25 protein-coding genes are annotated in these 23,544 nt (G+C 70.7%); 15 read left to right on the top strand and 10 right to left on the bottom strand.

The annotated features are described in order from the left end of the window. Positions 1 to 70: 70 nt before the first annotated feature. From ACH4TV_RS38750 to ACH4TV_RS38730, 5 genes are all read left to right on the top strand, one after another. Positions 71 to 517 carry an anthrone oxygenase family protein gene (locus tag ACH4TV_RS38750; protein ID WP_398406026.1) on the top strand — a complete coding sequence of 149 codons (447 nt, stop codon included), beginning with the start codon at positions 71 to 73 and terminating at the stop codon, positions 515 to 517. 117 nt (positions 518 to 634) lie between these two features. Next, the gene (locus ACH4TV_RS38745; protein WP_398406025.1) at positions 635 to 1,141 is read left to right on the top strand and encodes a DUF2617 family protein; all 507 of its coding nucleotides are present in this window, start codon (positions 635 to 637) and stop codon (positions 1,139 to 1,141) included. Further along, the gene (locus ACH4TV_RS38740; protein ID WP_398406024.1) at positions 1,138 to 1,542 is read left to right on the top strand and encodes a DUF4247 domain-containing protein; all 405 of its coding nucleotides are present in this window, start codon (positions 1,138 to 1,140) and stop codon (positions 1,540 to 1,542) included. The genes ACH4TV_RS38745 and ACH4TV_RS38740 overlap by 4 nt, the downstream gene beginning before the upstream one ends. A 143-nt stretch (positions 1,543 to 1,685) precedes the next feature. Then, positions 1,686 to 2,123 carry a DUF350 domain-containing protein gene (locus ACH4TV_RS38735; protein WP_398406023.1) on the top strand — a complete coding sequence of 146 codons (438 nt, stop codon included), beginning with the start codon at positions 1,686 to 1,688 and terminating at the stop codon, positions 2,121 to 2,123. 12 nt (positions 2,124 to 2,135) lie between these two features. Beyond that, entirely contained in the window at positions 2,136 to 3,740 is a 1,605-nt protein-coding gene (locus ACH4TV_RS38730) for a polyamine aminopropyltransferase (protein ID WP_398406022.1), read from the top strand. Positions 3,741 to 3,792: 52 nt separating this feature from the next. Here ACH4TV_RS38730 and purU read toward each other — a convergent pair whose 3' ends face one another. Continuing rightward, a complete protein-coding gene (gene purU / locus ACH4TV_RS38725) occupies positions 3,793 to 4,686 on the bottom strand; it encodes a formyltetrahydrofolate deformylase (protein WP_398406021.1) in 894 nt (297 codons plus the stop codon). Positions 4,687 to 4,766: 80 nt separating this feature from the next. Further along, positions 4,767 to 5,267 (bottom strand): hypothetical protein, encoded by a 501-nt coding sequence (locus ACH4TV_RS38720; RefSeq protein WP_398406020.1) that lies wholly within the window; start codon positions 5,265 to 5,267, stop codon positions 4,767 to 4,769. A gap of 117 nt (positions 5,268 to 5,384) precedes the next feature. Between ACH4TV_RS38720 and ACH4TV_RS38715 the strand changes: the two genes are divergently transcribed. Further along, a complete protein-coding gene (locus ACH4TV_RS38715) occupies positions 5,385 to 6,770 on the top strand; it encodes an ABC transporter substrate-binding protein (protein WP_398406019.1) in 1,386 nt (461 codons plus the stop codon). Positions 6,771 to 6,800: 30 nt separating this feature from the next. Here the strand turns inward: ACH4TV_RS38715 and ACH4TV_RS38710 are convergent, their stop codons facing one another. Together ACH4TV_RS38710 and ACH4TV_RS38705 are read right to left on the bottom strand one after the other, a co-directional pair. Next, positions 6,801 to 8,774 carry a hypothetical protein gene (locus ACH4TV_RS38710; RefSeq protein ID WP_398406018.1) on the bottom strand — a complete coding sequence of 658 codons (1,974 nt, stop codon included), beginning with the start codon at positions 8,772 to 8,774 and terminating at the stop codon, positions 6,801 to 6,803. Positions 8,775 to 8,942: 168 nt separating this feature from the next. After that, positions 8,943 to 10,328 carry a transcriptional regulator gene (locus ACH4TV_RS38705; RefSeq protein ID WP_398406017.1) on the bottom strand — a complete coding sequence of 462 codons (1,386 nt, stop codon included), beginning with the start codon at positions 10,326 to 10,328 and terminating at the stop codon, positions 8,943 to 8,945. A gap of 349 nt (positions 10,329 to 10,677) precedes the next feature. Between ACH4TV_RS38705 and ACH4TV_RS38700 the strand changes: the two genes are divergently transcribed. From ACH4TV_RS38700 to ACH4TV_RS38685, 4 genes are all read left to right on the top strand, one after another. Next, a complete protein-coding gene (locus tag ACH4TV_RS38700) occupies positions 10,678 to 11,331 on the top strand; it encodes a bifunctional DNA primase/polymerase (protein WP_398406016.1) in 654 nt (217 codons plus the stop codon). A 101-nt stretch (positions 11,332 to 11,432) separates the two neighbouring features. Continuing rightward, positions 11,433 to 12,209, top strand: coding sequence for an ABC transporter ATP-binding protein (locus ACH4TV_RS38695; protein WP_398406015.1), 777 nt, complete (start codon positions 11,433 to 11,435; stop codon positions 12,207 to 12,209). After that, a complete protein-coding gene (locus ACH4TV_RS38690) occupies positions 12,206 to 13,813 on the top strand; it encodes a transporter (protein ID WP_398406014.1) in 1,608 nt (535 codons plus the stop codon). Before ACH4TV_RS38695 ends, ACH4TV_RS38690 begins: the two co-directional genes overlap by 4 nt. Positions 13,814 to 13,912: 99 nt before the next feature. Beyond that, on the top strand, positions 13,913 to 14,725 hold the full coding sequence (locus tag ACH4TV_RS38685; RefSeq protein ID WP_398406013.1) for a hypothetical protein: 813 nt from the start codon (positions 13,913 to 13,915) through the stop codon (positions 14,723 to 14,725). Between the two features lie 77 nt (positions 14,726 to 14,802). On the opposite strand, the gene ACH4TV_RS38680 is transcribed toward ACH4TV_RS38685, so the two are convergent. Continuing rightward, positions 14,803 to 15,663, bottom strand: coding sequence for an alpha/beta fold hydrolase (locus tag ACH4TV_RS38680; protein WP_398406012.1), 861 nt, complete (start codon positions 15,661 to 15,663; stop codon positions 14,803 to 14,805). 626 nt (positions 15,664 to 16,289) lie between these two features. Further along, entirely contained in the window at positions 16,290 to 16,982 is a 693-nt protein-coding gene (locus ACH4TV_RS38675; protein WP_327696697.1) for a metal-dependent transcriptional regulator, read from the bottom strand. 281 nt (positions 16,983 to 17,263) lie between these two features. Between ACH4TV_RS38675 and ACH4TV_RS38670 the strand changes: the two genes are divergently transcribed. Then, positions 17,264 to 18,022, top strand: coding sequence for an SIS domain-containing protein (locus ACH4TV_RS38670; protein WP_398406011.1), 759 nt, complete (start codon positions 17,264 to 17,266; stop codon positions 18,020 to 18,022). Positions 18,023 to 18,046: 24 nt separating this feature from the next. Here the strand turns inward: ACH4TV_RS38670 and ACH4TV_RS38665 are convergent, their stop codons facing one another. The 3 genes from ACH4TV_RS38665 to ACH4TV_RS38655 all read right to left on the bottom strand — a co-directional run bounded on the left by ACH4TV_RS38665 (position 18,047) and on the right by ACH4TV_RS38655 (position 20,608). After that, complete coding sequence (locus ACH4TV_RS38665; protein ID WP_398406010.1) at positions 18,047 to 19,468, bottom strand: PAS domain-containing protein; 1,422 nt, start codon at positions 19,466 to 19,468, stop codon at positions 18,047 to 18,049. A gap of 232 nt (positions 19,469 to 19,700) precedes the next feature. After that, the gene (locus ACH4TV_RS38660) at positions 19,701 to 20,159 is read right to left on the bottom strand and encodes a GNAT family N-acetyltransferase (protein WP_398406009.1); all 459 of its coding nucleotides are present in this window, start codon (positions 20,157 to 20,159) and stop codon (positions 19,701 to 19,703) included. A gap of 59 nt (positions 20,160 to 20,218) precedes the next feature. Continuing rightward, positions 20,219 to 20,608: a RidA family protein gene (locus ACH4TV_RS38655; protein WP_398406008.1), complete on the bottom strand. Its 390-nt coding sequence runs from the start codon at positions 20,606 to 20,608 to the stop codon at positions 20,219 to 20,221. Positions 20,609 to 20,666: 58 nt separating this feature from the next. Between ACH4TV_RS38655 and ACH4TV_RS38650 the strand changes: the two genes are divergently transcribed. Beyond that, positions 20,667 to 21,110, top strand: a complete 444-nt coding sequence (locus tag ACH4TV_RS38650; protein ID WP_398406007.1) for a GNAT family N-acetyltransferase — start codon at positions 20,667 to 20,669, stop codon at positions 21,108 to 21,110. Next, on the top strand, positions 21,107 to 21,700 hold the full coding sequence (locus ACH4TV_RS38645; RefSeq protein WP_398406006.1) for a YrhB domain-containing protein: 594 nt from the start codon (positions 21,107 to 21,109) through the stop codon (positions 21,698 to 21,700). Before ACH4TV_RS38650 ends, ACH4TV_RS38645 begins: the two co-directional genes overlap by 4 nt. Here ACH4TV_RS38645 and ACH4TV_RS38640 read toward each other — a convergent pair. After that, positions 21,690 to 22,097: a RidA family protein gene (locus ACH4TV_RS38640; protein WP_398406005.1), complete on the bottom strand. Its 408-nt coding sequence runs from the start codon at positions 22,095 to 22,097 to the stop codon at positions 21,690 to 21,692. The two genes, ACH4TV_RS38645 and ACH4TV_RS38640, sit on opposite strands and share 11 nt — an antisense overlap. Positions 22,098 to 22,207: 110 nt before the next feature. On the opposite strand from ACH4TV_RS38640, the gene ACH4TV_RS38635 reads away from it, so the two are divergent. Then, complete coding sequence (locus ACH4TV_RS38635; protein WP_398406004.1) at positions 22,208 to 22,588, top strand: winged helix-turn-helix transcriptional regulator; 381 nt, start codon at positions 22,208 to 22,210, stop codon at positions 22,586 to 22,588. Continuing rightward, entirely contained in the window at positions 22,525 to 23,397 is an 873-nt protein-coding gene (gene iscB / locus ACH4TV_RS38630; RefSeq protein ID WP_398406003.1) for an RNA-guided endonuclease IscB, read from the top strand. The genes ACH4TV_RS38635 and iscB overlap by 64 nt, the downstream gene beginning before the upstream one ends. The last annotated feature ends 147 nt before the right edge of the window (positions 23,398 to 23,544 follow it).

Raw genomic sequence — 23,544 nt, 5'->3', positions numbered from 1 at the left:
AGACAACCGAGCGACAGCAGTTATAGCGTTGCATCATTATCTAGCAGCGCTAGATCCCGGAGGGGTCATCATGCTCAATGCACTTGAGGTCGTCACCATCGTGGTCGTCGGCGTGCTGGTGGGGGTGGAGTTCTCCGTCCCCTTCTTCAGCAACCCGATCCTCAACGCGCTCCCCGGCGACAACGGCCTGCGCGCCCGCGTCCACGGGGCCCGACTGGGCGGCGCCGTGATGCCGTTCTGGTACATCGGCTCGCTCGCCCTCGTCGGGGTCTGGGCCGTCGCCGGACGGGACGACGACGGCACCGGCCTCGTCGTGACCGCCGCCGCGCTGCTGATCGTCAGTGTGCTCATGTCGATCCTGGTGCTCGTCCCGATCAACAACCGGGTCAAGACGTGGACCGCCGGCAGCCGTCCGGCCGACTGGAAGGAGCAGATGAAGCGCTGGGACCGCTGGCACTACGTCCGCGTCGCCGTCATCATCGCCGCCTTCGCCTGCCTGGCGGCCGCTCTCACCTGAGCCCGTGGGCCGGCGCGGCGCCGGTGGCGCCACCCATCTCTCCGTACCCCTCAAGCCCCGCGAACACATGTGTCATAATCGGGCGCTGATCATGGCAAGAAACGACCGGGGGGCCGTGTGTACGCCGTTTCTCTGGACGCCCCCTACCTGGACACGGATGCGGATCAACTCTGCTTCTCGCTGGACTTGACGGAGCGTCCGGCACTGGCGGAGCGTGTGGTGTCGCTCGGCGGGCTGGATGTGCGGCTGCGGCTGCTCGGGGCCTCGCACCAGGTGTTCGCCGGTCCCGTGAGGGAGACCGTGGCCTGTCTGCAGGGCGCGGTGAGGGGTCTGCCCGAGACCCGCACCCGTCAACTGCCGGGCTGGGACTACGACTTCGGCGCCACCACTCGCCGACTGCCTCCGGAGGAGTTCAGTGCCGAGGTGGCGCAGGTCCTCGACCAGGCCACCGACGCCGAGCACAGCCTGTGCGGAGTCTTCCCCGGTTCGCCGGAGGCGGTCACCGCGGTGGTCGTCGAGACGGTCGAGGGACCGCACGGCGCCGGGCTCGTCTGGCGCACCTGGCACACGTACCCGCAGAACGGCCAGATCGTATCGACGTACAGCCGGCTGGAGGCCCGATGAACAGCGCCCGACTCGTCCGCGCGGCGGTGGCGGCCGTGCTGGCCGCGACCCTGCTCACCGCCTGCTCCAGCGGCGGGGACAGTGACGCGGTCCCGCGCGACTGGATCAGGAAGACGTACACCGCGACCGGAAGCGACTGGCTCGATCCGGACAGCACCCCGAGCCAGGTCGCCCAGGCGATCCACAGCAAGCGGAAGGGACTGGACCGTGCCTCCGGCGACCGCAAGGAGTTCCTGCGGTACGGCGACGACATGGTCACCGTCTCGCCGTACCGGAGCGGCAGCCTGATCGAGATCGAGGACTACCGCAACGGCTACCACCGCCACCAGCGGTACCTCAGCTACTGGCCGAACCCGGACAGCTCGAGCTTCCGCGGCGGCGGCCCCGGCGAGGGCAAGTAACACCCGGTGACGAGCCAAAACGCCCGCTGGAGCACCACCCGGAGCACCAACGGGATCGCCACCCGCCGCATCCCACGCTCCTCCCGCTCCTCCCGCACAGCACCTGATCCCGCCCCGACCCCGCCCCCAAGAAAGGCAACGCAGTGACCGAGATCTTCGAGTCGACCGGCCAGGCCCTGCTCTACGGAATCGCGGGCCTCGTCGTGATGGCCGTCGGCTTCATCGCGCTCGACCTCGTCACGCCGGGCAAGCTGTACCACGTGGTATGGACCGACCGGAACCGCGGCGCGGCCGTCCTGCTGGGCAGCCAGTCCGTCGCCGTGGGCGTGGTCATCATGAAGGCCATCGAGGCGAGCGAGTCCGAACAGGGCCTCGGCTACGGCCTGGCCAGCACGCTGCTGTACGGCCTGGCCGGGGTGCTGGTGATGACCGTCGTCGGCGTCGTGATCGGCGTGGTCACGCCGGGCCAGATGGGCGCGGTCGTCCTCGACGACGAGGGCAGCCGTCCGCACCCCGCCGCCTGGGTCCAGGCCGGCATGTACCTGGGCACCGGGCTCATGGTCGGCGCGGCGATCTCGTAACGCAGCCCCACGATGAGCGCCACCACCGTGCAAGGCCGCGACACCACCGCGGCACCCGCAGGCCCCCCGGCCGTCAAGCACACCCGGGGGGCTCGCTTCCTGCTGCTCTTCGCCGTCTTCCTCTGCGCGGCCTGCGGCCTCGTGTACGAGCTGGCCCTGACCGCGCTGGGCAGCTACCTCATCGGCAACTCGGTGCTGCAGACCTCCGTGGTGATCTCCGTGATGGTGTGCGCCATGGGGCTGGGCTCCCTCGCCGCCAAACCCCTGCGCCACCGCGCGGTGGGCGCGTTCGCGCTCGTGGAGGGCGTGCTGGCGCTGGTCGGCGGGCTGTCGGTGCTGGTGCTGTACTCGGCGTTCGCCTGGCTCCAGCTGTACACCCCGGCGATGATCGTGGTCGCGGTGGCCGTCGGCATGCTGATCGGCGCGGAGATCCCGCTGCTGATGACCCTGCTCCAGCGGATCCGGAAGCAGGAGGCGGGCAGCGCGGTCGCCGACATGTTCGCCGTCGACTACATCGGCGCGCTGGTCGGCGGCCTGGGCTTCCCGCTGTGGCTCCTGCCGACGTTCGGCCAGCTGAAGGGCACGCTGGTGGTCGGCGCGGTCAACGCGGTGGCCGGGGTCATCGTCGTGGTGTTCATCTTCCGCCGGCAGATGCGGCGCTGGGTGCGCAACGGCCTGCTGGCCGGGGTCACGGCGGTCCTGGCGGTGCTCGGTACGACGTACGCCTTCGCGGAGGACCTGGAGGTGACCGCGCGTCAGCAGATGTACCGGGACCCGATCGTCCACTCGGAGACGACGCCGTACCAGGAGATCGTCGTCACCCGCTCCACCGCCTTCACCGGCGAACCGGACATCCGCCTCTTCCTCAACGGCGATCTCCAGTTCAGCTCCGTCGACGAGTACCGCTACCACGAGTCCCTCGTCCACCCCGCGCTCGCGGGCTCCCGCGCCAACGTGCTGATCATGGGCGGCGGCGACGGACTCGCCCTGCGCGAGGTGCTGCGCTACGACGACGTCCAGCACGTCACTCTCGTGGAGCTGGACCCGGCGATGACCCGGCTCGCGCGCGACTTCCCGCCCCTGCGCGACCTCAACGACAAGGCGTTGGACGACCCGAGGGTCAAGGTGGTCAACGCCGACGCCTTCAACTGGCTGCGCGACGCCCGGCAGCGGTACGACGCGGTCGTCCTCGACTTCCCCGACCCGGACACGGCGGCCCTGGCCAAGCTGTACTCGGTGGAGTTCTACCACCTGCTCGGCCAGGTCCTGACGCCGCAGAGCAGGGTGATGGTGCAGAGCGGGTCGCCGTTCTTCGCACCGAAGACGTTCTGGTCGATCGCGAAGACGATCGAGACGGCGGGCTACGCGACCACCGAGTTCCAGGTCGACGTCCCGAGCTTCGGCAACTGGGGCTACGTCCTGGCCACCCCCGGCGGCGGCACGCCCCCACCCCTGCGGCTGGCATCGGACGCCCCGCGACTGCGCTACCTGGACGAGGCGGTCCTGAAGGCCGCCGCGGTGTTCCCCGTCGACCGCCGCCGCCAGGACGTACGACCGAGCACCCTCATGGACCCGGCCGTGCTGGAGTACGTACTGGACGAGTGGGAGAACTACTGACCGCCCGAGCAGAGGCGGCAGATACGCGAGCGAGGCCGGCCCGCGTCACCGCCTACGCGAACACCACCGTCCGCCGCCCGTTCAGCAGAATCCGCCGCTCCGCATGCCACTTCACGGCCCGGGCCAGGGCCTGGCACTCCACGTCGCGGCCGATGGCGACCAGCTGGTCCGGCGTGACGTCGTGGCCGACGCGCTCGACCTCCTGCTCGATGATCGGACCCTCGTCGAGGTCGGCCGTCACATAGTGCGCCGTCGCGCCGATCAGCTTCACGCCTCGCGCATGGGCCTGGTGGTAGGGCTTCGCGCCCTTGAAGCTCGGGAGGAAGGAGTGGTGGATGTTGATGATCCGGCCGCTCAGCTGCTTGCACAGGTTGTCGGAGAGGACCTGCATGTAGCGGGCCAGGACGACCAGTTCCACGTTCTCCTCGCGCACCAGCTCCAGCAGCCGGGCCTCGGCCTCCTCCTTCGTGTCCTTCGTCACCGGGATGTGGACGAAGGGGACGTTGTACGAGGCGACCAGCTCGGCGAAGTCGGTGTGGTTGGACACGACCGCCGCGATGTCGACCGGCAGCGCGCCGATGCGGCCCCGGAAGAGGAGGTCGTTGAGGCAGTGGCCGAACTTGCTGACCATGAGGACGACGCGCATGCGGTCCTCGGCCCGATGGATCTGCCACTCCATGTGGAAGGCGTCACCGATCGCCGCGAAGCTCGCGCGCAGCTTCTCCACCGTCACCGGCGCCTCCGCCGAGAAGTGGACGCGCATGAAGAACAGTCCCGTGTCGTGGTCGCCGAACTGCTGGCTGTCCTCGATGTTGCAGCCGGTCATGAAGAGGTAGCTCGACACGGCGTGCACGATGCCCTGCTTGTCTGGGCAGGAGAGGGTGAGGACGTACTGCTCGGCAGGCTGCCCGGTGGGGGCCGCGGCTCGGCTGGACTGCTCGTTCATGCCGGACAGGGTCCCATAGCCGCCGGGAGCGTCCGAATTCCGTCCGCCACCCGGAACCCCGGGCGCAACCCCGGCACCTCCTACGCCGACCGCGTCAGTATCCGCAGCGTCTCCAGCGTGCGCGGCTGTACGTCCGGTTCCTCGCCGTCGCTCGCCGCGAGGCGTACGTGGGCGTCCCGGGCCGCCCGGACCGCCTCCGGCCAGCCTGCGTGGTCGAGGTAGGCCGAGACGGGCGCGTCCGGGCCGACCTGGTGCATGATCCGCAGGACGCGGAGCACGGCGGTGTCGACGAGGGCGGCCTCCTGGGAGTCCCGGAAGATCGTGCCGACGTATTTCTCGGCGGACCAGCTGTCCAGCCAGGTGTCCTCGACCAGGCGGTACACGGCGTCGGTGACGTCACCGTATCCGTCGACGCCGGCCAGCCAGACGTCTCGCTGGAACACCGGATCGGAGAGCATGTGCAGCGCGGAGCGCACATTGCTGCGCCAGCGCCACCACGGCATGTCGTTGAGTGGCATGCCGCCCATGGTGGATGAGCGACGCCCGCGACGGGAAGAGTCTTCCGAACCTTGCACGGTCATCGATCGTACGTTCCCTTCAAAAATGAGATCCACACCCCCTGTAATTCACCTCCGCGTCACCGAACCTTGACCAAGGGTCACCCCCGGGTTGGCCGTGTGACGGAATCGTGCATGCCCATGACCGGCAGGCGACGCACCCGCAGCACCTTCCGCACCTCCCACACCCTCCATACTCTCGGCACCTCCAGCACTTCTCGCACCTCCCGTACTTCCCGTACCACCCGTACGTTCCGCACCGTCCGTAGCTTCAGTGCCCTCGCCGTGTGTGCGGCACTGGCCGTCGGGTGCGGGGTCGTCCCCGGTACCTCGGACGGCTCGGGGAGCGGTGACATCACCGTCATGACCTGGGCGCCGGAGGACACCAACGCGACCAACAAGCCTGGCATGCCCGCCATGGCCCAGGCGTACGCCCGCTGGATCAACGCCAAGGGCGGCCTGGGCGGGCGCAAGCTCAAGGTCCTGACCTGCAACGAGCACAACGACCGGGTGATCGCCGCGAAGTGCGCCCGGCGGGCCGCCGAGGAGGACGTCGTCGCCGTCGTCGGCTCCTACAGCCAGTTCGGCGACTCCTTCCTGGGCCCGCTGGGCTCCGCCGGAATCCCGTACATCGGCGGTTTCGGCGTCACCAACGACGAGTTCACCAGCCCGATGTCGTACCCCGTCAACGGCGGCTCGCCCACCCTCCTCGCCGGCCTCGGCCAGGAACTGGCCGCCGTCTGCGGCCCCGTCGCCCTGATACGCCCCGACTCCATCGCCGGCGACCAGCTGCCCCCGTACCTCGACTCCGGACTGAAGGCGGGCGGGCATTCCCCGGCGGCCGACCAGCTGGCCCCCGAGAACGCCACCGAGTACGCGACGCACACGAAGCTCGCCCTGGAACAGACGACGGCCCCGGACACGCAGACGGGCACGGGGACCGAGGCGGACCGGAAGGGCTGTGTCGTGCCGGCCCTCGGGGACCGCACCAACACCTTCATGGACTCCTTCCGGCGCGACCGCGAGGACTACCCGGCCGTGCGCACCGCCACCGTGCTCGGCAGCGTCGACCAGACGGTGATCAACGCGACCGGCGGCAAGTCGGGCCCGTACGAGGACTCGTACATCACCGGCTGGTACCCGGTGGCCAGTGATCCCCGCTGGGACCAGATGAAGCAGGCCATCAACGAAGAGGCCTTCGGCGACAACCGCATCGACCCGCAGGACGCGGGAGTGCAGACCACCTGGATCGCCTACACCGTCCTGAAGGCGGTCGTCGAGTCGCTGGACGGGGGCGAGGTGTCCTCGACCACGATCCGGCGGACCCTCGACGACGGCCTTCAGGTCACCACCGGCGGCCTCACCCCGCCGCTTCGCTGGCGGCTCCTGGACGTGCTGGCGGTCATCGGCTTCCCCCGGCTGGTCAACCCGCAGGTGACCCTCCAGGTCGTCCGCGACGGCCGGCTCGTCGCCGCCCGCAAGGGCTTCGTCAACACGAGGAAGCTGCTGGAGAGCGCGGACGACTGAGCAGGCCGGCGCCCGGCGCCCGGCGCCCGGTCAGAGCTGGGTGGACTGGCGCTCCGTCAGGCCGTACGTCTTCGCGATGGCGTTCCACAGCTCGGCCGCCCTGGCCTTCTGCTCGGTGGCGATGCCGCTCTGCGCGTTGCCGCTGCGGGTCTGGCCCGTCGTCCGGGCCTGGCCCTTGTTGCAGCCCTTCTTGCCCGCCGTCTGGTCGGCCCAGGCCGCGTAGTGGTTGTCGGCCGACTGGGACGCCTGCCAGGCCTTGGTGAGGGCGGCGGTCAGCTCCGCGTTGTCGGGGAGCTTGTCGACGGGCAGCGTGGAGAGCCGGGTGACCAGCTCGCCGCGCTGCTGGGCCGCACCGCGCAGGTCGGTGGCCGCCTGGCCGAGGTTCTGGCAGGACTTGACGTCCGCCACGGCCTTGATCACCGCGTCGCGGCTGTTGTTGCTGTCGGCCAGCAGCTTGTCCAGTCCGACGGCCTGCGCCTGGGCCGGATCGGCGGCCGGCGACCCGGACTCCTCCGGCGCGGCCGACGTCGCCGCGACGGTCTTGTTGCCCGCGTCGGCGTCACTGTCCCCGCCCCCGCTGCTCAGCAGGGCACCGGCCCCGATCCCGAGCACGGCGATCCCGATACCGACGGCCGCGATGACAGGCACCCGCGAACGTCTGCCGCCGCCCCGGCCACCGTCGTACCCGTCCATGTCCTGGGGCGCCGCCTGGAAGCCGTGGGGCCCCTGGTGGCCGTACGGGGCCTGCTGGGCGGCGTACGGGGCCTGCGGGGCGTAGGGGGCGGGGCCGGGCTGCTGGTGCTGCTGCGGCTGCTGTGGCTGGATGCGGGGCAGTTGCTGGGTGGCCCCGGCCGGCGCCGCGGCGCCCGGACCACCGGGGCCGCTGCGGAAGAGGTTGTCGAAGTCGGAGGGCGGCTGCCGGTCGTCGGGCCCGCCCGGGCGTACGCCGTACGACCCGCCGGGCACCGGGGGGATGTACTGGGTGGCGTCGGCGTCGGAACCCCCGGGAGCGGGGGCAGGAGCGGCCTGCGGTACGCGGCCCAGGTACCGGGTCGACTCGGCGGGCGTCTCGGGCGGCAGCGCGCCGGGACCCACGGGCGGCAGGTACTGCGTCGCCGCCTCGTTGACGGGAGCGGCGGCGGGCGCGGGGGCCTGTGCCCGCACCGGCGGGAGGTACTGGGTGGCCTGGTCGACAACCGGCCCGGGGCCGCTCGGAACGGGCGGGAGGTACTGCGTCGCGCCCTCGTAGGCGGGCGGCAGCGGAGCACCGGGCGCGGCGGCGTACGGCACGGCCGCACCGCCCTCGGGCGGCAGCGGGGCCGCCGGGGCGCCGTACTGCCCGTACGCGTCAGGGTGCTGGGACTGATGCTGCTGGGGCTGCTGGTGCTGTCCGTACGGCTGGTGGGCCTGCTGCTGGTGCTGGGGCTGCGGTATGGACGCGCCTCCGGTGGCCGCAGGCGGCAGCGGCGCGGACTCGGCGGCATGGGCGCCATGCGCGGCACGCGGTACGGGCAGGGGGGCGCCCGGGGTCGGCTGGGCGCCGTAGCCGTCGTGCTGACTCCATCCGCCGGACGGCCCGGGGTCGTTGTTCCACTCCGATGCCGGCGGCGCCTGCTGAGGCTGCGGCTCGGGCTGCCGGCGGGGCTGGGGCTGGAACTGGCCCTGGTCGCCCCACTGCTGCTGGTGCTGGTGCTGCTGGGCGTCGGGCTGTGCCGGCCAGCCCTCGGCCGCCGTCCCCTGCGGCTGCGGCTGCGCCTGCTGCTGGGCCTGCGGCTGGTTCATGTCCGGGCCCCACGGCTGGCCCCAGGTCTGGCCACCCGTCGGGGTCGGCGCCGGCTCCGGGGCGGGGGCCTGCTGACCGCCGTACGAGCCGCCGCCCGGACCCTGTCCGCCGCTTCCCCCCGTCATTCCCGGCAGCAGCGGTTCGCCACCGTCGGAGGGCAGCACGATGCCTTCGCGCGCTACACGCGGCGAGGGCTCCTCGCCCTGTCCACTCTGCGTCACCGGGACTCCTACTGATGGGGGACCTTCGGAATCGTCGGTTAACGCTACCGGGTCCCCGGAATCCGATGCCACGCAGCACAGGACCAGACCACTGCCCCACCGGCCTCAGGGCGAAATACCTGCCTCCGCGCCTCCGTACGCGCTGCTCAGCCGCTTATGTGTCTCCCGTCACGCCGCCACCCGGACGTCCAGTCGCGCCCCGAACTCCCGGACCACCGGTTCGTCGCGGTACGGCTCCAGACGCAGGTGGAGGTCCTCCAGGTACTCGGCGCCCCGGTTGGAGCGCAGGGTGCCGAGGAGTTCCACCGCGCGCAGACCCGTGTGGCAGGCCTCCTCCACTTCACGCTGCTGGACCTGCGCCGACGCCAGCAGCACCAGCCCGATGGCCCGGCGCCGCGCCCGTGTCTCGGGGTGGCCGTCCAGCGACTCCTGCGCGCACCGCGCCGCCGCCTCGGCCTGGCCGAGGTCCCGGTGGCAGTGCGCCAACTCGTCGGCCAGATACGCCCCGTCGAAGTGCGCGATCCACGCCGGGTCGTCCCCGGACTCGGGGTCGGCCGCCTCCAGCGCGTTGACCGCGCGCCCGGACGCCAGCTGGGCCGACCGCGCGTCGCCCATCAACGCGTGCCCGCGGGCCTCGGCGGCGTAGAACATCGACTCCGCGCGCGGGGTGACCCTTCCGCGCGCCCCCTCCTGAGCCGCGCGCGCCAACTGCGCGATCTCCCGCGGGTTTCCGAGCTGCGCGGCGAGATGGCTCATGGAGGCGGCGAGTACGTACCCTCCGTACCCCCGGTCCCCGGCCGCCTGGGCGAGCCGGAGCGCCTGGATGTAGTAGCGCTGGGCGAGACCGGGCTGGCCGGTGTCGATGGCCATGTAGCCGGCGAGTTCGGTCAACCGTGCGACGGCGGCGAAGAGATCACGCCCGACCGCCTCCCGGTACGAGCCCGCCAGCAGCCCGGAGACGACACTGTTGAGGTAGTGCACGACGACCGGACGCACATGCCCGCTGCCGTACTGATGGTCGAGGTCCGTCAGCGCCTGCGTCATCGCGCGCACCGCCGCCACGTCCGACGGCCCCACGCGGGGGCCCGCCTGGCGCGCCACCTGGGAGTCGGGGGACGAGATCAGCCAGTCGCGGCTGGGCTCCACGAGCGCGGAAGCGGCGACGGACGAACCGGAGAGGAAGTCCCGCCGGCCCACGTCACTGCGCCACAGCTCACACACCTGCTCTATGGCGCCGAGGACGGTCGGGGAGAACTGGAGCCCGACGCCCGAGGCGAGGTTCTTGCCGTTGGCCATGCCGATCTCGTCGATCGTGACCGTACGGTTCAGTTTGCGGCCGAGGGCTTCGGCGATGATCGCGGGCGCCCGGCCCCGCGGCTGCTGTCCGCGCAGCCAACGGGCCACGGACGTCTTGTCGTAGCGCAGGTCGAGGCCGTGCTCTGCGCCGCACATGTTGACCCGGCGGGCCAGCCCGGCGTTCGAGCAGCCCGCTTCCTGGATGAGCGCCTGCAGCCGTTCGTTCGGCTGCCGCGCGACGAGAGGCCTTGCGGCCATGGCGTACCCCCTGAGGCTGCGGTGCCGTGCCCACGCACCGAGTTGACGTGTCTTCCGTGCCCGGATCCGTCCGCTGCCCAGTCCAAGTACTCAGTTACTCGGTCCTGCCACAGCGAAAAGATCCGGCCTCGAAGATCAATGCCCCGCAGACATGCCGAAGATGCGAAGCATGTGAGGATTGCCGGGGTAAAGGCGGATGCCCAGCCCTTCACCTGCCTACCCAGCCCCGCCCCGGATCCTCCTGCGCGCCCCCACACATGCATCCATGCGCCCCAGATGCGGAATCGATGCACCTCCCCCGCGCATGTGACAGGCGTAACCCATGATTCCCACTAGAGTTGAGTTCATCGTGGAAGAGACCATCGCGGGCCCGAATGCTGCCCAAATCCCGAAGCAACGCGGCGAATCCCTCTTGGAAACCGCCGTCCGTTACGCCGAAGAGCGCCACTGGGACGTGTTTCCCGGTACGTGGCTGGAAGCAGTCGACGGGGTGCAGCGCTGCTCCTGCGGCGACACCGCGTGCGCCGTCCCCGGCGCACACCCGACCGGTCCGGACTGGGCGACGCAAGCCACGGGCAGCGCGACTGTCGCGCGCCGGCTGTGGACCGAGCAGCCGACGGCGTCGATCCTGCTGCCTACCGGCCACACGTTCGATGCGATTGATGTGCCCGAGACGGCCGGGTTCCTCGCGCTGGCGCGGATGGAGCGGATGGAACTGACGCTCGGGCCGGTGACGTTGACGCCGGACCGTCGGATGCGGTTCTTTGTGCTGCCGGGTGCGTCGGTGAAGGTGCCGGACCTGGTGCGCAAGTTGGGGTGGTCGCCTTCCTCGCTGGATCTGGTCGCCATGGGCGAGGGGGCGTACGTGGCTGCGCCGCCGACCCGGTACGGGTCTCGGGGGGCTGTGCAGTGGGCCTGCCGGCCTACGCCGGCCAATCGATGGCTGCCGGATGCGGAGGAGTTGATCTCGCCGCTTGCTTATGCGTGCGGGCGGGATCGATAGTTCGCCGTTCGGGGTGTCTGGTTCGGTTTGAGTGGCGGCTACCGGTCAGTTGTGGCTGATCGCGCAGTTCCCCGCGCCCCTAAAGACCTTAGGCTCCTCGCATGGTTGAAGGTGCTGCCGTGCGCGTGCAGGGGCTCTGGAAGCGGTTTGGGCAGCAGGTTGCTGTTGCCGGGATCGATCTGGAGTTGCCTGCGGGGAAGTTCGTCGGGCTGGTCGGGCCCAATGGGGCCGGGAAGACGACGACGCTCTCGATGGTGACCGGGCTGCTGCGGCCCGACCAGGGCACCGTGGAGGTCGTCGGGCACGATGTGTGGCGCGACCCGGTGGAGGTCAAGGCGCGGATCGGGGTGCTGCCCGAAGGGCTTCGGCTCTTCGAGCGGCTGTCCGGGCGTGAACTCCTCGCCTACTCGGGGCGGTTGCGCGGGCTGCCCGGCGTCGAGGTCGACAAGCGGGCCGCCCAGCTTCTCGACGTCCTCGATCTGGCCGGCGCCCAGCACAAGCTCGTCGTCGACTACTCGACCGGCATGCGCAAGAAGATCGGCCTCGCTGCCGCGCTCCTCCACAATCCCGAAGTCCTGTTCCTCGACGAGCCGTTCGAGGGCGTGGACCCGGTGTCGGCACAGATCATCCGGGGTGTGCTGGAGCGGTACACGGCGTCCGGTGCCACCGTCGTCTTCTCCTCCCATGTCATGGAGCTGGTCGAGTCGCTGTGCGACTGGGTCGCGGTGATGGCGGCGGGGCGAATCCGGGCGCACGGCACGCTGGCCGAGGTCCGGGGCGACGCCCCCTCGCTCCAGCAGGCGTTCCTCGAACTCGTCGGCGCGGGCGGCCGCGACCACGGCTCCCACCTCGACTGGCTGGGCGGCGGCGCCCGGTGAACACAGCGGCCGACACAGGGTCGATCACACCCGTCCTCGTACGGCTGAAGCTGTCGTTGCTGCGCAACGGGCTGCGGCAGTCCGCCGGGCGGCGGGCCGCGTACATCGCGTCGGTGGTCGTCGTGCTGCTGATCGCGGGGCTCCAGTTCCTCGGGCTGGTCACCCTGCGGGGCAACGCGCACGCCGCGTCCGTCACCGTTCCGCTCCTCACGCTCATGGCGTTGGGCTGGGCCGTCATGCCGCTGTTCTTTCCCACCGGCGACGAGACCCTCGACCCGACCCGGCTGGTGATGCTGCCGCTGCGGCCCGGGCCGCTCGTACGGGCGCTGCTCGTGACCTCGCTCGTCGGTATCGGGCCGCTGTTCACGCTGTCCCTGCTCGTCGGGTCGGTGATCGCGGTGGCGCACGGCGGGGCGGCGTACGTCGTGTCGGTCGTCGCCGTTCCGGTCGCGCTGCTCGTCTGTGTGGCGCTCGCGCGGGCCGTCGCCGCCGCCAACATCCGGCTGCTGAGCAGTCGCAAGGGGCGCGATCTCGCCGTACTCAGCGGGCTGGTCATCGCCGTCGGGGCGCAGCTCGTCAACTTCGGTGCGCAGCAACTCGGTTCGTCCGGGCTCGGTCAACTCGACCCGGTCGCGGACGTGTTGGCGTGGGTGCCGCCGAGTTCGGCGATCGGGGCGGTGGACTCGGCGAGCGAGGGGTCGTACGGGATCGCTCTCGCCCAACTCGCGCTCAGTGCGGGTGCCTTGGTGCTCCTGCTGGGGGCCTGGTCGCGGACGCTCACCCGGTTGATGACCTCTCCCGACGGGTCCACGCTCCAGGCCGCCGAGCCCTCCGGTGCGCGGGAGCGGCGGTCCGGCGGGCTGGGGCGGCTGCTGCCCGGCGGGCGTACCGGGACGGTGATGGAGCGGAGTCTGCGCTATGCGTGGCGCGACCCCAAGACCAAGGCCGCGTGGGTGACCTCGCTCGCGATCGGGGTGATCGTGCCGGTGTTCAACGCGCTGCAGGGCCTCGGTTCCGTCTACCTCGCCTGCTTCGCCGCCGGGATGCTCGGCATCCAGATGTACAACCAGTTCGGGCAGGACACCTCCGCCTTCTGGATGGTCGCGATGACGATCTCGTCCACCCGGGACGCGTACGTCGAACTGCGCGGCCGGGCACTGGCGTTGCTGCTGATCACCCTGCCGTACTCCGTCCTCGTGGTCGTCGCCACCACCGCGCTGCTCGACGACTGGGCCGCGCTGCCGGAGGCGCTCGGACTGTCGCTCGCGCTGCTCGGCGCGATGCTGGCGGCCGGGGCCTGGTCGTCGGCCCGGTTCCCGTACTCCATACCGCAGGAGGGCTACAAGAACGTCGCCCCCGGGCAGTCCGGACTCGCGACGGTCGCCATCTTGGGCGGCATGATCGGGGCCGCCCTGCTGTGCGCCCCCGTCATCGCCCTCACCATCTGGCTGAACGCCACGTCGGGCGGCGACCGCCTGCTCTGGCTGCTGCTGCCGGTCGGGGCCGTGTACGGCGCCCTGACCACCCTGCTCGGCCTGCGGCTCGCCGCCCCGCGCACGGCACGCCGGCTGCCGGAGATCCTGACGGCCGTCAGCAAGGGCTGAACCCGCGAACCCGGTTGAACTTGCCTACGGCATAAGGGGTTTGGGCCATCGATCGCGGGGACAGAGGGGGTGACGGAAGCTGTGAGGGAGAGCGCGAAAATGCCCAGATGGTTCGGCAGGTCCAGGTCCAGGAGCGGTGACACGAGCGGGACTTCAGCGGAGTCCGAGATCCTGGAGCCTCTCGGCGTCTCCGACGACCTGCGGCTGGCGTACGGCCGTACCGGCGACTTGAAGCTGCTGCGCGGCGCGCTCCAGGCCGCCGAGCTGGGCGTGGAGGTCTACCCGGTCGACGACGCCCGCCACGCCTCCGCCCTCTCCTCGCTGTGCATGCTGCACCGGCTGAGCTGGGAACGCGACCGCGGTTCCGCCGATCTGATCAAGGCCGTCGACTACGGGCGCCGGGCCGTCGACAAGTCCCCGCCCAACGACCGGGAACTGCCCCGGCACATGTCCTCCCTGGCCACCGCCCTCCAGGAGGTCTACGACAGCACCGAGGACGAGGAGTCCATCGACGAGGCCATCGCCCTGTACCGCGGCTGCCTGGACCTCATGCCGGCCGGGCGGGGCAAACAGGGCGAGGAACGCGTCGGGCAGGAGTCCAACCTCGCCAACTCCCTTCTCCGCAAAGGGCGCAGCAGCGGCGACGGCGACATCCTGAACGAGGCCGCCGAACACGCCCGCGCCGCCCTGCGCGACACCCCGGACGACCATCCGATGCACCCGGTGCGCCTCGTCAACCTCGGCGGCGTGCTCCTCGGACTCGTCCAGACCGGCCATCCGGAACACCTCGGCGCGGCGGAGGACATGTACACGCGCGCCCTGCGGGAGTTCCCGGCCGACCACCCGGTACGCCCCGGCGTGGAGGAGTCGCTCATCACGATCAAGGGCCTGCGCGAGCAGTTCGGGATCTGACACCGTGCCGGATCAGACCGTAGTGGCTTCGTAGGCCGGATCCGGATGTCCGTACGGCGCTGGACGGCCGTACGGCGCTACTGGGGCAGTACGCCGTCCAGGAACGGTTCGATGGCCGCGCGCCAGGCGTCCGGCTGGTCGTAGTGCACGAGGTGGCCGGCGTCGGCCACCTCCGCGTACTCACCCCTCGGCAGGACGCGGACCATCTCCTGGGCCTCCGCCCGGCCCAGTTCGCCGTCCAGGCCGCGCACGACGAGGGCGGGGCACCGGACCTGTGTCAGCTCCTCCCAGTGCGCGTCGAACACCCATGTCTCGCGGGACTTGAGCATCTGCTCCGGTTCGAAGACGGGCCGCCAGCCGTCGGGGGACTCCTGCATCACCTCGGCGTAGAACTCGCCGCGCGACGGGCTGGGCCGCTCCACCCAGGGGTCGTCCTCGCCGAACCACTTGCGTACGTCGGCGAGGGTCGCGAAGGGGGCCGGCCAGGCCTTGAACCAGTCCTCCCACTCGCGCTGGGAGGCCGCGCCCAGCGCCGAGGCCCGCATGTCGCAGATGATCAGGCCGCGCACCAGGTCGGGGCGTTTCGCGGCGAGCTGCCAGGCGGTCAGGGCGCCCATGGCGTGGCCGATGAGGACGACCGGGCCGAGGTCGAGCTGCTCGATCGCCGCCTCGGCGTCCTCGACGTACACCTCGCGGGTGTAGTTGTCGCCGGGCGGGCGGTCGCTCTGGCCGTGGCCGCGCTGGTCGAGGGCGACGGCCCGGTGCCGCTCGCCCAGCCAGCGGGCGGCGGACGCCCAGTGCGAGGCACGGCCCATGAGCCCGTGCAGTAACAGCACGCCGGGTGCCCGGTCGGGCTCTGCGGTCTTGGGAGGGTCGGCGAACTCCCAGGCGGCAAGGCGTACACCGCCTGCTCCGGTCACGTCGATACGCCGCGCCATAGGTCCTGGCACCCCCCTAAGTTCCAGGTTGTTCTGTCTGCGTGGTTCTCTCTGCGTTGTTCCGTCCGCGTTGTTCTCTCTGCCGATCACTGGATCTGGATCGATGGATCGGGATCACTGGTTCGTACAGCGTGCGTCCGGCGCCCGCTGTCACCCACAGATTATCGAATGGCTATTCGAAAATGCGGTTTCCGGCCGCAACACCCCTCGTTCGAGTGACCACGCCCAAGGAATGATCCGCGTGGCCGGGGGGAGACCTTCTGCGGGAGGCGGACCGCTCGGGGAAAACGGTCCGAAGGGGATGACCCTGGGAGCTCGGGGCTCCGGGTCAGCACAGGGGAGGACAGGCCCCGGCGCCAGTTGGCGCCGGGGCCCTCTCCGTCTCCGCGGCACATCCTCACGCTCCCCCTCCCCCGCCGGGCGGCACCGCTGCTCCACCCGGCCAAGAGCCCTCAAGTCATATGCCTCTCGCGACAGCCTGGCACGCGAAGCGGCCGAGCGCTGCGATTCCGCACACTGAATCTTGGATTGGCGCCCCGGAACGGCACGGACCCCGGGACGCGGCAAGTTCCTCCCCGGTCACAGGAGTTGACGGCGTGACGGGGAGGGGGACGCGACGGGGCGGGTCAGCGCTTCGCCACGAACACGTGCGAGGCGACCTCCGCCTCCAGCTCGGCCGCCTCGCCGCCGCTGCCGACGAGCACCCCGCCGGCCGCCTCCGTCACGCTCACCACCGAACCGGGCTGCACACCCGCCCGGCGCAGCGTGTACATGAGCTGCGCGTCCGTCTGGATGGGCTCGCCGATCCGCCGTACGACGACCGTCTTGCCGTCCACACCCGGGTCGAGGTCGGCCAGCGAGACCATGCCCTCGTCCAGGAAGGGATCCGCGCCGTCCTTCTCGCCCAGCTCCTCCAGGCCCGGGATCGGGTTGCCGTACGGCGACTCGGTGGGGTGGCGCAGGAGTTCGAGCACTCGGCGTTCGACGGCCTCGCTCATCACGTGCTCCCAGCGGCACGCCTCCGCGTGGACCTGCTCCCACTCCAGGCCGATCACGTCGACGAGCAGACACTCCGCGAGGCGGTGCTTGCGCATGACGCGGATGGCGAGGCGGCGGCCCTCGTCGGTGAGCTCCAGGTGCCGGTCGCTGGCGACCGCGACCAGACCGTCACGCTCCATCCGGGCCACGGTCTGGCTGACTGTCGGGCCGCTCTGGTCCAGCCGCTCGGCGATCCGGGCGCGCATGGGGACCACACCTTCCTCCTCCAGCTCGAGGATGGTGCGGAGATACATCTCCGTCGTATCGATCAGTCCGGACATACGTGCCCCTTGATGAGATGTGCCGGAGGCTCGACGGCTCCGGCGCGTGCGCTGGCCCTGGCTTCAATTCTGACGCATACCACTGACAACCGTGCCGCCGCGTTGAGACCACACGGTTACGGATCCGCGCGGCCGGGTAGACAGCACGTTTCACCGAGGGTACGGGGACGGCGGCCCCAGCGGCTCGTAAGCGTATTGACAGGGCAATTGACAGGGCACTGGTCCAGACCTCACCGTGATCGGCGACCGACCGATACGCCGACCTCCCGAAGGGCTTACCGATGAGCGACAGCGAGTTGGCCGGGCAGTTCCTCGACGCCGCGATCGGGCTGTTGCAGCGGGTCCGCGACGAGGAGGCGACGACCGTCACGGCCGCCGGCACGCTCATCGCCGACACGGTGGAGGCCGGGGGGCGCCTGTTCGCCTTCGGCGCCGGGCACTCCTCGCTCGCCGCGCAGGACATCGTCTACCGCGCGGGCGGCCTCGCCCTGATGAACCTCCTGGCCGTGCCCGGCGTCGTCGGCGTCGACGTCATGCCGGCCACCCTGGGCTCCGCCCTGGAGCGCGTCGACGGCCTGGCCACGGCCGTCCTGGACACGTCACCGCTGCGCGCGGGGGACGTCCTCGTGATCATCTCCCTCTCCGGCCGCAACGCCCTCCCGGTGGAAATGGCGCTGCACGCGCGTGCCCTCGGCGTGAAGGTCATCGGCGTGACCTCGGTGGCCTACGCGACCGAGACGACGCCCCGCAACGCCTCGGGCACGTTCCTCAAGGACCACTGTGACGTCGTACTGGACTCGAAGATCGCCCCCGGCGACGCGGTCCTCACCCTCGACTCCGTCCCGGCGCCCTTCGCCCCCGCGTCCACCGTCGTCACGTCAGCCCTGCTCCAGTCGGTCATGGCCACGGCGGCGGGCATCCTCGCGGACCGGGGCATCGAGCCCCCGCTGCTGCGCTCCGGCAACGTGGACGGCGGCCACGACTGGAACGCCGGCATCCTGAAGCAGTACGGCGACCGGATCTTCTACGAACGGCGCTGAGCAGCAACACCGACCGCTCGGCGGCTACTTGCCGAGGGCGGCCAGATCCAGGGCCGTCGCGATCCGTACGGCCACGTCCTCCGCGTACATCGCGTCCGTACGCTCGAACTGGCTCCGCCCGGCCCCGCGCAGGAACGTCACGACGCCCAGGGTCCGCCCCCGGCTGCGCAGCACCGCGCACAGGGCGTGGACCGAGTCCGGCGGCCACTGGCGCTGTACGGCCCAGGCGCGGGCCTGCTCGGCGGCGTACGACCCGGCGCTCGCCCGGACGGACCCGGCCCGCTCCACACACTGCACGGCGGGGTGCGTGTCGCCGTACCGCACCGGCAGTCCGGCGTGGCCGGCGAGGACGCTGGGCCCCGGCGCCCCGGAGGGCGTGGCGGCGGCGCGGACCAGCCGTACCGGCCCCTGGCCCCCGCCTGCCGAACCGTCCGCCGCCACACCGCCGATGACGGCGATCCGGTCGATGAGCGCGTGATCGGCGAAGCCGGCGAGGGCGAAGTCGAGATGGACGGTCGCCGCCTCCGCCGGGTCCTCGCACTCGGCGGCGGCCCGCGCCGCCCGGTGCAGCTGATTGAGGCGGAACCGCAGCTGCGCGGCCTCCTGTTCGGCCTGCTTGGCCTCGGTGATGTCCTGGAACAGCCACCCCACACCGAGCGGAACCGGTTCTTCCGTCAGCGGCGAGGCCAGCCGCAGGAACCCGCTCCGCCAGCAGCGCCGCTTCTCACCGTCGGGCGTCCGCACGCTCACCCACATCTCGGCGGGCGCGGGCGGCGCGCCCTCGGCGAGTACGTGCGTCAGCGCGCTCTCCAGCTCCTCGACGCCCTGCGCGAGCAACTCTCCGAGGGGCCGCCCGAGCACGGCGGTCCGCCCGATGCCCAGGGAACGCGCGGCATGCGCGTTGACGACGGCGGGCCGCAGATCCGCGTCGACAAGCACGACACCCCAGCTGGCGTCCTCGAACAGCGCCTCGCTCAGCGCGATGGACCGCTCAAGATCTATCTGCGCGTGCACCTCGCTGAAGGCGCAGTACAGCCCGGCGGGCTTCCCGTCGGGCCCGCGTACGGCGGCGGACTGCGTCCGTACGAGGACGCGCCCGCCGTCCTTGGTCAGCAGCGCGAACTCGTGCACCTGGCGTCCCGGGGCGTGCATCGCGGACAGCAGCCGCCCCTCGACCTCCTCGGCGTCGGCCCTGCGCACGGCCCACCCGGCGAACCCGTGCCGCCCGACGGCCTCGGCGGCGGTCCACCCGAGAATCCGCTCGGCCTCCCGGTTCCAGTGGGTCACGACGCCGTCGGCGTCGAAGGCGCACAGGGCGGCGTCCATGCCGTCGAGAAGCGCGGCAAGCAGGTCGGAGCCACCGCCGTCCGAACCCTCCGGACCGTCCCTCTCGGGCTCGTCCGGCCCCAGCTCGTCGGTGGTCCCACTACGCCTGGAAGCACTCACCTGGACCCCCTGCAGGCTGCGTCCGCACGTACTGCGCGACGATTCACTCACTCATCATCATTCAACTCGAACGTGACGCAGCACACATCAAGTTCCCTCAAGTTTGAAGGAAATCGTTGTACGGCGGAAATTCGCCGTAGTCCGGGAACAAGCCCCTCTTGCCCCTCCCACCGCCCAACCAAACCGACCGTCCGGAATGTCCAGACCCAGTCAGGGACCAGTCAGGGACCAGTCAGGGACCTACACCCGCCAGCACCAGGTCGACCCAGACATCGCTCTCCCCGTCCAGCACATAGCGCTCGACCTCGACAAACCCGTGCTTCAGCGCGAAAGCGAGCCCGTCCTCGTTGGCGGCGAGTACGACGGTCTCGATCCGGCCGCCCCCCAGCTCCCGCGCGAGCGCCAGCCCCCGCACGTACATCTCCGCCCCGAACCCACGCCGCCGAAAACCGGGCAGCACGCGCGCGATGACGGTGGCCGCGGCCGTGTCCCCCTCGGGCGGGCGGACTGTGGAACACCCCACCAGGGTGTCGCCGAGATACGCGACCTCCAGCCGGAACCGCCCACTACGCGCGCGTACGTCATCGAGGGACATGGCGGCGGGCGGAACGATCAGGTTGTGGACGTGCCGCCAGTCCTCAAGGGCAACCTCATCGACATCACTCACGGGCACGATACGAAGATCAGACACGGCGCCAGAAAACCGCATACCGCGGGCACCGGTCAACGGCCGACTCAGTGCGACTACGACTACGGCTGGGGCACGCGCGCGTACGCCTCGATCTCGATCCTCATACGAGGGTCCGCGAGCCCGCACACCATCATGGTCGCCGCCGGCCGCACGTCCCCGAAGCAGCGCCGCAGCACGGGCCAGCAGGGCTCGAAGTCCTCCCGTACGGGCAGCAGATACCGCACTCGTACGACATCCTCGAACCCGCACCCGGCCTCGGCGAGCGCGGCCCCGATGTTCCGCAGACACTGCTCGGCCTGCTCGACGACGTCGTCGGAGATGGTCATCGTGGTGTAGTCGAACCCGGTGGTCCCGGACACGTGCACCCACCCGCCGTCGACCACGGCACGCGCGTACCCGATCCGCTCCTCGAACACCGACCCGCTGAGAATCGCCCGCCGTTCCGTCATGGGCCGCACGCTATCGGGGCCTCCGGACGGCCCGCCCGGCGCGGGTACCGTAGCGATCATGGCGGACTGGGACATACGACCGGCCTCGGCGTCGGACGTCGAAACGGTGGCCGAGCTGCGCGCCGTGGTGATGCGGCCGGATCTGGAACGGCTCGGGCGGTACGACGAGCACCGCGTCCGGCAACGCTTCCGGGACGGGTTCGACGCGGCCCACACCTGGGTGATCGAGGTGGACGGCGAGTTCGCGGGCTGCGTGGCGCTACGCCCGGCCGAGGACGCGGTGTGGCTGGAGCACTTCTATCTGGCGCGGCGACTTCAGGGCGGCGGCATCGGGTCGGGGGTCCTGCGTCAGCTGCTGAAGCGGTGCGACGGCGAGGGTGTGCGCGTCGTGCGGTTGAACGTGTTGCAGGGCAGCCCGGCGCGACGGCTGTACGAGCGGCACGGGTTCGTGGTGGAGAGCGAGGACGCGGTGGACGTCTTCATGGTGCGCGAGCTGACGTGACGAGCGGCGAGGACGGGCCTCGCGTTGTCGACCGCGAGGCCGCGGTGCGCGTCGTCGAGGAGGAGCTGGAGCGCGAGCGTCAGAAGTGGTCGGCGCTGGGCGTGGACCCGGTACGCGTGGTGGTGGCGCATGTCAGGGAACACGAGCTGGTGTGGCTCGTCTCGTGCCAGTCCGAGGAGTTCGTGCGTACGGGGGATTCCAGCTCGATGCTGATCGGCAGCGGCCCGTACCTCGTCGACCGGGTCGACGGAGGACTGCACGTGATCGGGGCGGTCTCCGCGGCGGGCGGGGAGTGGGAGGCCGACTACCGCGTGCGCATCCGTGGCCTGGCCGTCCGTACCGCCGTGGACGATCTGCACGACGAGATACGCGAACTCGCCGCCGAACGCGGGCGCGTGCACGCTGTACGCGCGCTGCGGCAGAGGCTGCCGGTGCTGTCTCCGGCGGGGGCCCTCCAGTACGTGAACGGCTTGCTGGACGGCGACGCGCCGGCCCACCTCGTGGCCGTCGCCGTCGAGCAACTCGTCGGGCCCGTCGACCCGGTGGTTGCCGTGAAGACGATCCGCCCGGGAAGGCCCGTCAGTCGATGACCGCGGTGGCTTCGATCTCGACCAGGTGGTCGGGGACGTCCAGTGCCGCGACGCCGATCAGGGTGACCGGCGGGACCGGGGTGACGCCCAGCGCCTTGGCCGCCCGGGAGATGCCCTCCAGGAGCGTGGGCATCTTGTCGGGGGTCCAGTCGACGACATAGACGTTCAGTTTCGCCACGTCGTCGAACGAGGCGCCGGCCTCTGCCAGGGCGGTGCCGACGTTGAGGTAGCACCGCTCGACCTGCGCGGCGAGGTCGCCCGCGCCGACCGTGACGCCGTCGGCGTCCCAGGAGACCTGCCCGGAGACGAAGACCAGCTTCGATCCGGTCGCGACCGACACCTGCCGGTAGACGTCGATCTTGGGCAGTCCGTCGGGGTTCAGCAGGGTGATGGCCATGTGTCTGTCCGCCCTCCGTTGCTCTCTGTGCTCTCTTGTGGTTACTCAGGAACCGTAGGAGAGTGAGCGCTGACATGGAAGAACGCACTTTTCGGTGACTGGGGAACCAGATGGTGACCAAGCAGTTCAGCGGCTCACCCGAGGACGCGGACCTGATGCGCGCGGACTCGTTGGCACGCGAGATCTTCTCCGACGTCGCCAACAAGTGGGCGCTGCTGATCATCGAGACCCTCGGCGAACGCACCCTGCGCTTCAGCGAGTTGCGGAACGAGGTCGAGGGCGTCAGCCACAAGATGCTCACCCAGAACCTGCGCATGCTGGAACGCAACGGCCTGGCCGAGCGACGCGTGTACCCCACCGTGCCGCCCCGGGTCGAGTACACGCTCACCGAGGCGGGCCAGGGCCTGCGGGCCACGGTCGACGGGATGTGCGACTGGACCCACCGGTATCTGGGACACATCGAGACGGCTCGCGGGCGCTTCGACGCGTGAGTCGAGGGCCCCGCTCCAGCGACCGTACCCGCCCGGCAGGATGGCTGGCCCCGTCCGTGCGTCACCGTGTCGACACCGTGCGCTCCCACACACAGCGCCTGTGCCGATACGCACCAGTTACCGAGATCCACGGGGAACGCGCCGCGTTCGACACCCATTCCATGAGCGCGGGCAGACCTCTGAACGGGGCCGAGTACGAACAAGGAACCCTCGCCGGGACCAACGCCCGCTCCTACCTGCACACCAAGTGGAACAGCTCTTGCGCCTACTGCGACGCCACCGGCCTTCCCTTGAACATCGATCACCTCAGGCCCCGCAGCCGTGGAGGCTCAAGCCGCATCTCCAACCTGGTCCTCGCTTGCGCCCCCTGCAACCAAGCCAAGAGCAGCAAACCCGTTGAGGTCTTCCTCGCCCACCGGCCCGACCGACTCGCGAAGATCCTCCAGCAAGCCAGAACTCCGCTTCAGGGCGCCGCCGTCATGAACGCGATCCGCCAGCAACTGACGGAAGCGCTGGACACCCTCGACAGACCCGTGCACGCCTGGTCCGGCGAAGAAACCAAAGCGACTCGCAGCGTCATGGGGTTGGCCAAGACCGGAGCGTGTCTCCGTCCGCGCTGTGGGACAGCACAGCCTCACGACGCCAGCGGGTCGGTTCAACGTCTCCTGTCGACGTCTACGGCTCCTGCAACGGGGCGACGGGTACGGCTACATCCTCCAGCCGGAGGCCGTGCCGCCAACTTCTCGAAAAATCAGTTGATGGGCGGTCCACAGCTTCCTAGGGTGTGGCTTACACATGAATGGAGGTGATCGGGTAAATGAGTGAATCCCGGACGCGTGAGGTGGCTGCGGGCTAGCGGCCTGCCACCACACCCTGTGCGGTGCCGGGCCGGCGTGGGCGAGTGACACGCAGCCGGCCCAAACCAACGCAGTCACCCGACCCGCGAGCTCGCCGGT

Origin of the sequence: Streptomyces sp. NPDC020898 (assembly GCF_044333925.1) — a bacterium.
GTDB lineage: Bacteria > Actinomycetota > Actinomycetes > Streptomycetales > Streptomycetaceae > Streptomyces.
This window is presented reverse-complemented; position numbering and strand designations above follow the sequence as displayed.

Coding starts and splice junctions, on each gene's coding strand:
- ACH4TV_RS38750 (WP_398406026.1), top strand. CDS start 71: ATGCTCAATGCACTTGAGGTCGTCACCATCGTGGTCGTCGGCGTGCTG.
- ACH4TV_RS38740 (WP_398406024.1), top strand. CDS start 1,138: ATGAACAGCGCCCGACTCGTCCGCGCGGCGGTGGCGGCCGTGCTGGCC.
- ACH4TV_RS38730 (WP_398406022.1), top strand. CDS start 2,136: ATGAGCGCCACCACCGTGCAAGGCCGCGACACCACCGCGGCACCCGCA.
- purU (WP_398406021.1), bottom strand. CDS start 4,686: ATGAACGAGCAGTCCAGCCGAGCCGCGGCCCCCACCGGGCAGCCTGCC.
- ACH4TV_RS38720 (WP_398406020.1), bottom strand. CDS start 5,267: ATGACCGTGCAAGGTTCGGAAGACTCTTCCCGTCGCGGGCGTCGCTCA.
- ACH4TV_RS38715 (WP_398406019.1), top strand. CDS start 5,385: ATGACCGGCAGGCGACGCACCCGCAGCACCTTCCGCACCTCCCACACC.
- ACH4TV_RS38705 (WP_398406017.1), bottom strand. CDS start 10,328: ATGGCCGCAAGGCCTCTCGTCGCGCGGCAGCCGAACGAACGGCTGCAG.
- ACH4TV_RS38695 (WP_398406015.1), top strand. CDS start 11,433: ATGGTTGAAGGTGCTGCCGTGCGCGTGCAGGGGCTCTGGAAGCGGTTT.
- ACH4TV_RS38685 (WP_398406013.1), top strand. CDS start 13,913: ATGCCCAGATGGTTCGGCAGGTCCAGGTCCAGGAGCGGTGACACGAGC.
- ACH4TV_RS38680 (WP_398406012.1), bottom strand. CDS start 15,663: ATGGCGCGGCGTATCGACGTGACCGGAGCAGGCGGTGTACGCCTTGCC.
- ACH4TV_RS38675 (WP_327696697.1), bottom strand. CDS start 16,982: ATGTCCGGACTGATCGATACGACGGAGATGTATCTCCGCACCATCCTC.
- ACH4TV_RS38670 (WP_398406011.1), top strand. CDS start 17,264: ATGAGCGACAGCGAGTTGGCCGGGCAGTTCCTCGACGCCGCGATCGGG.
- ACH4TV_RS38655 (WP_398406008.1), bottom strand. CDS start 20,608: ATGACGGAACGGCGGGCGATTCTCAGCGGGTCGGTGTTCGAGGAGCGG.
- ACH4TV_RS38650 (WP_398406007.1), top strand. CDS start 20,667: ATGGCGGACTGGGACATACGACCGGCCTCGGCGTCGGACGTCGAAACG.
- ACH4TV_RS38640 (WP_398406005.1), bottom strand. CDS start 22,097: ATGGCCATCACCCTGCTGAACCCCGACGGACTGCCCAAGATCGACGTC.
- ACH4TV_RS38635 (WP_398406004.1), top strand. CDS start 22,208: ATGGTGACCAAGCAGTTCAGCGGCTCACCCGAGGACGCGGACCTGATG.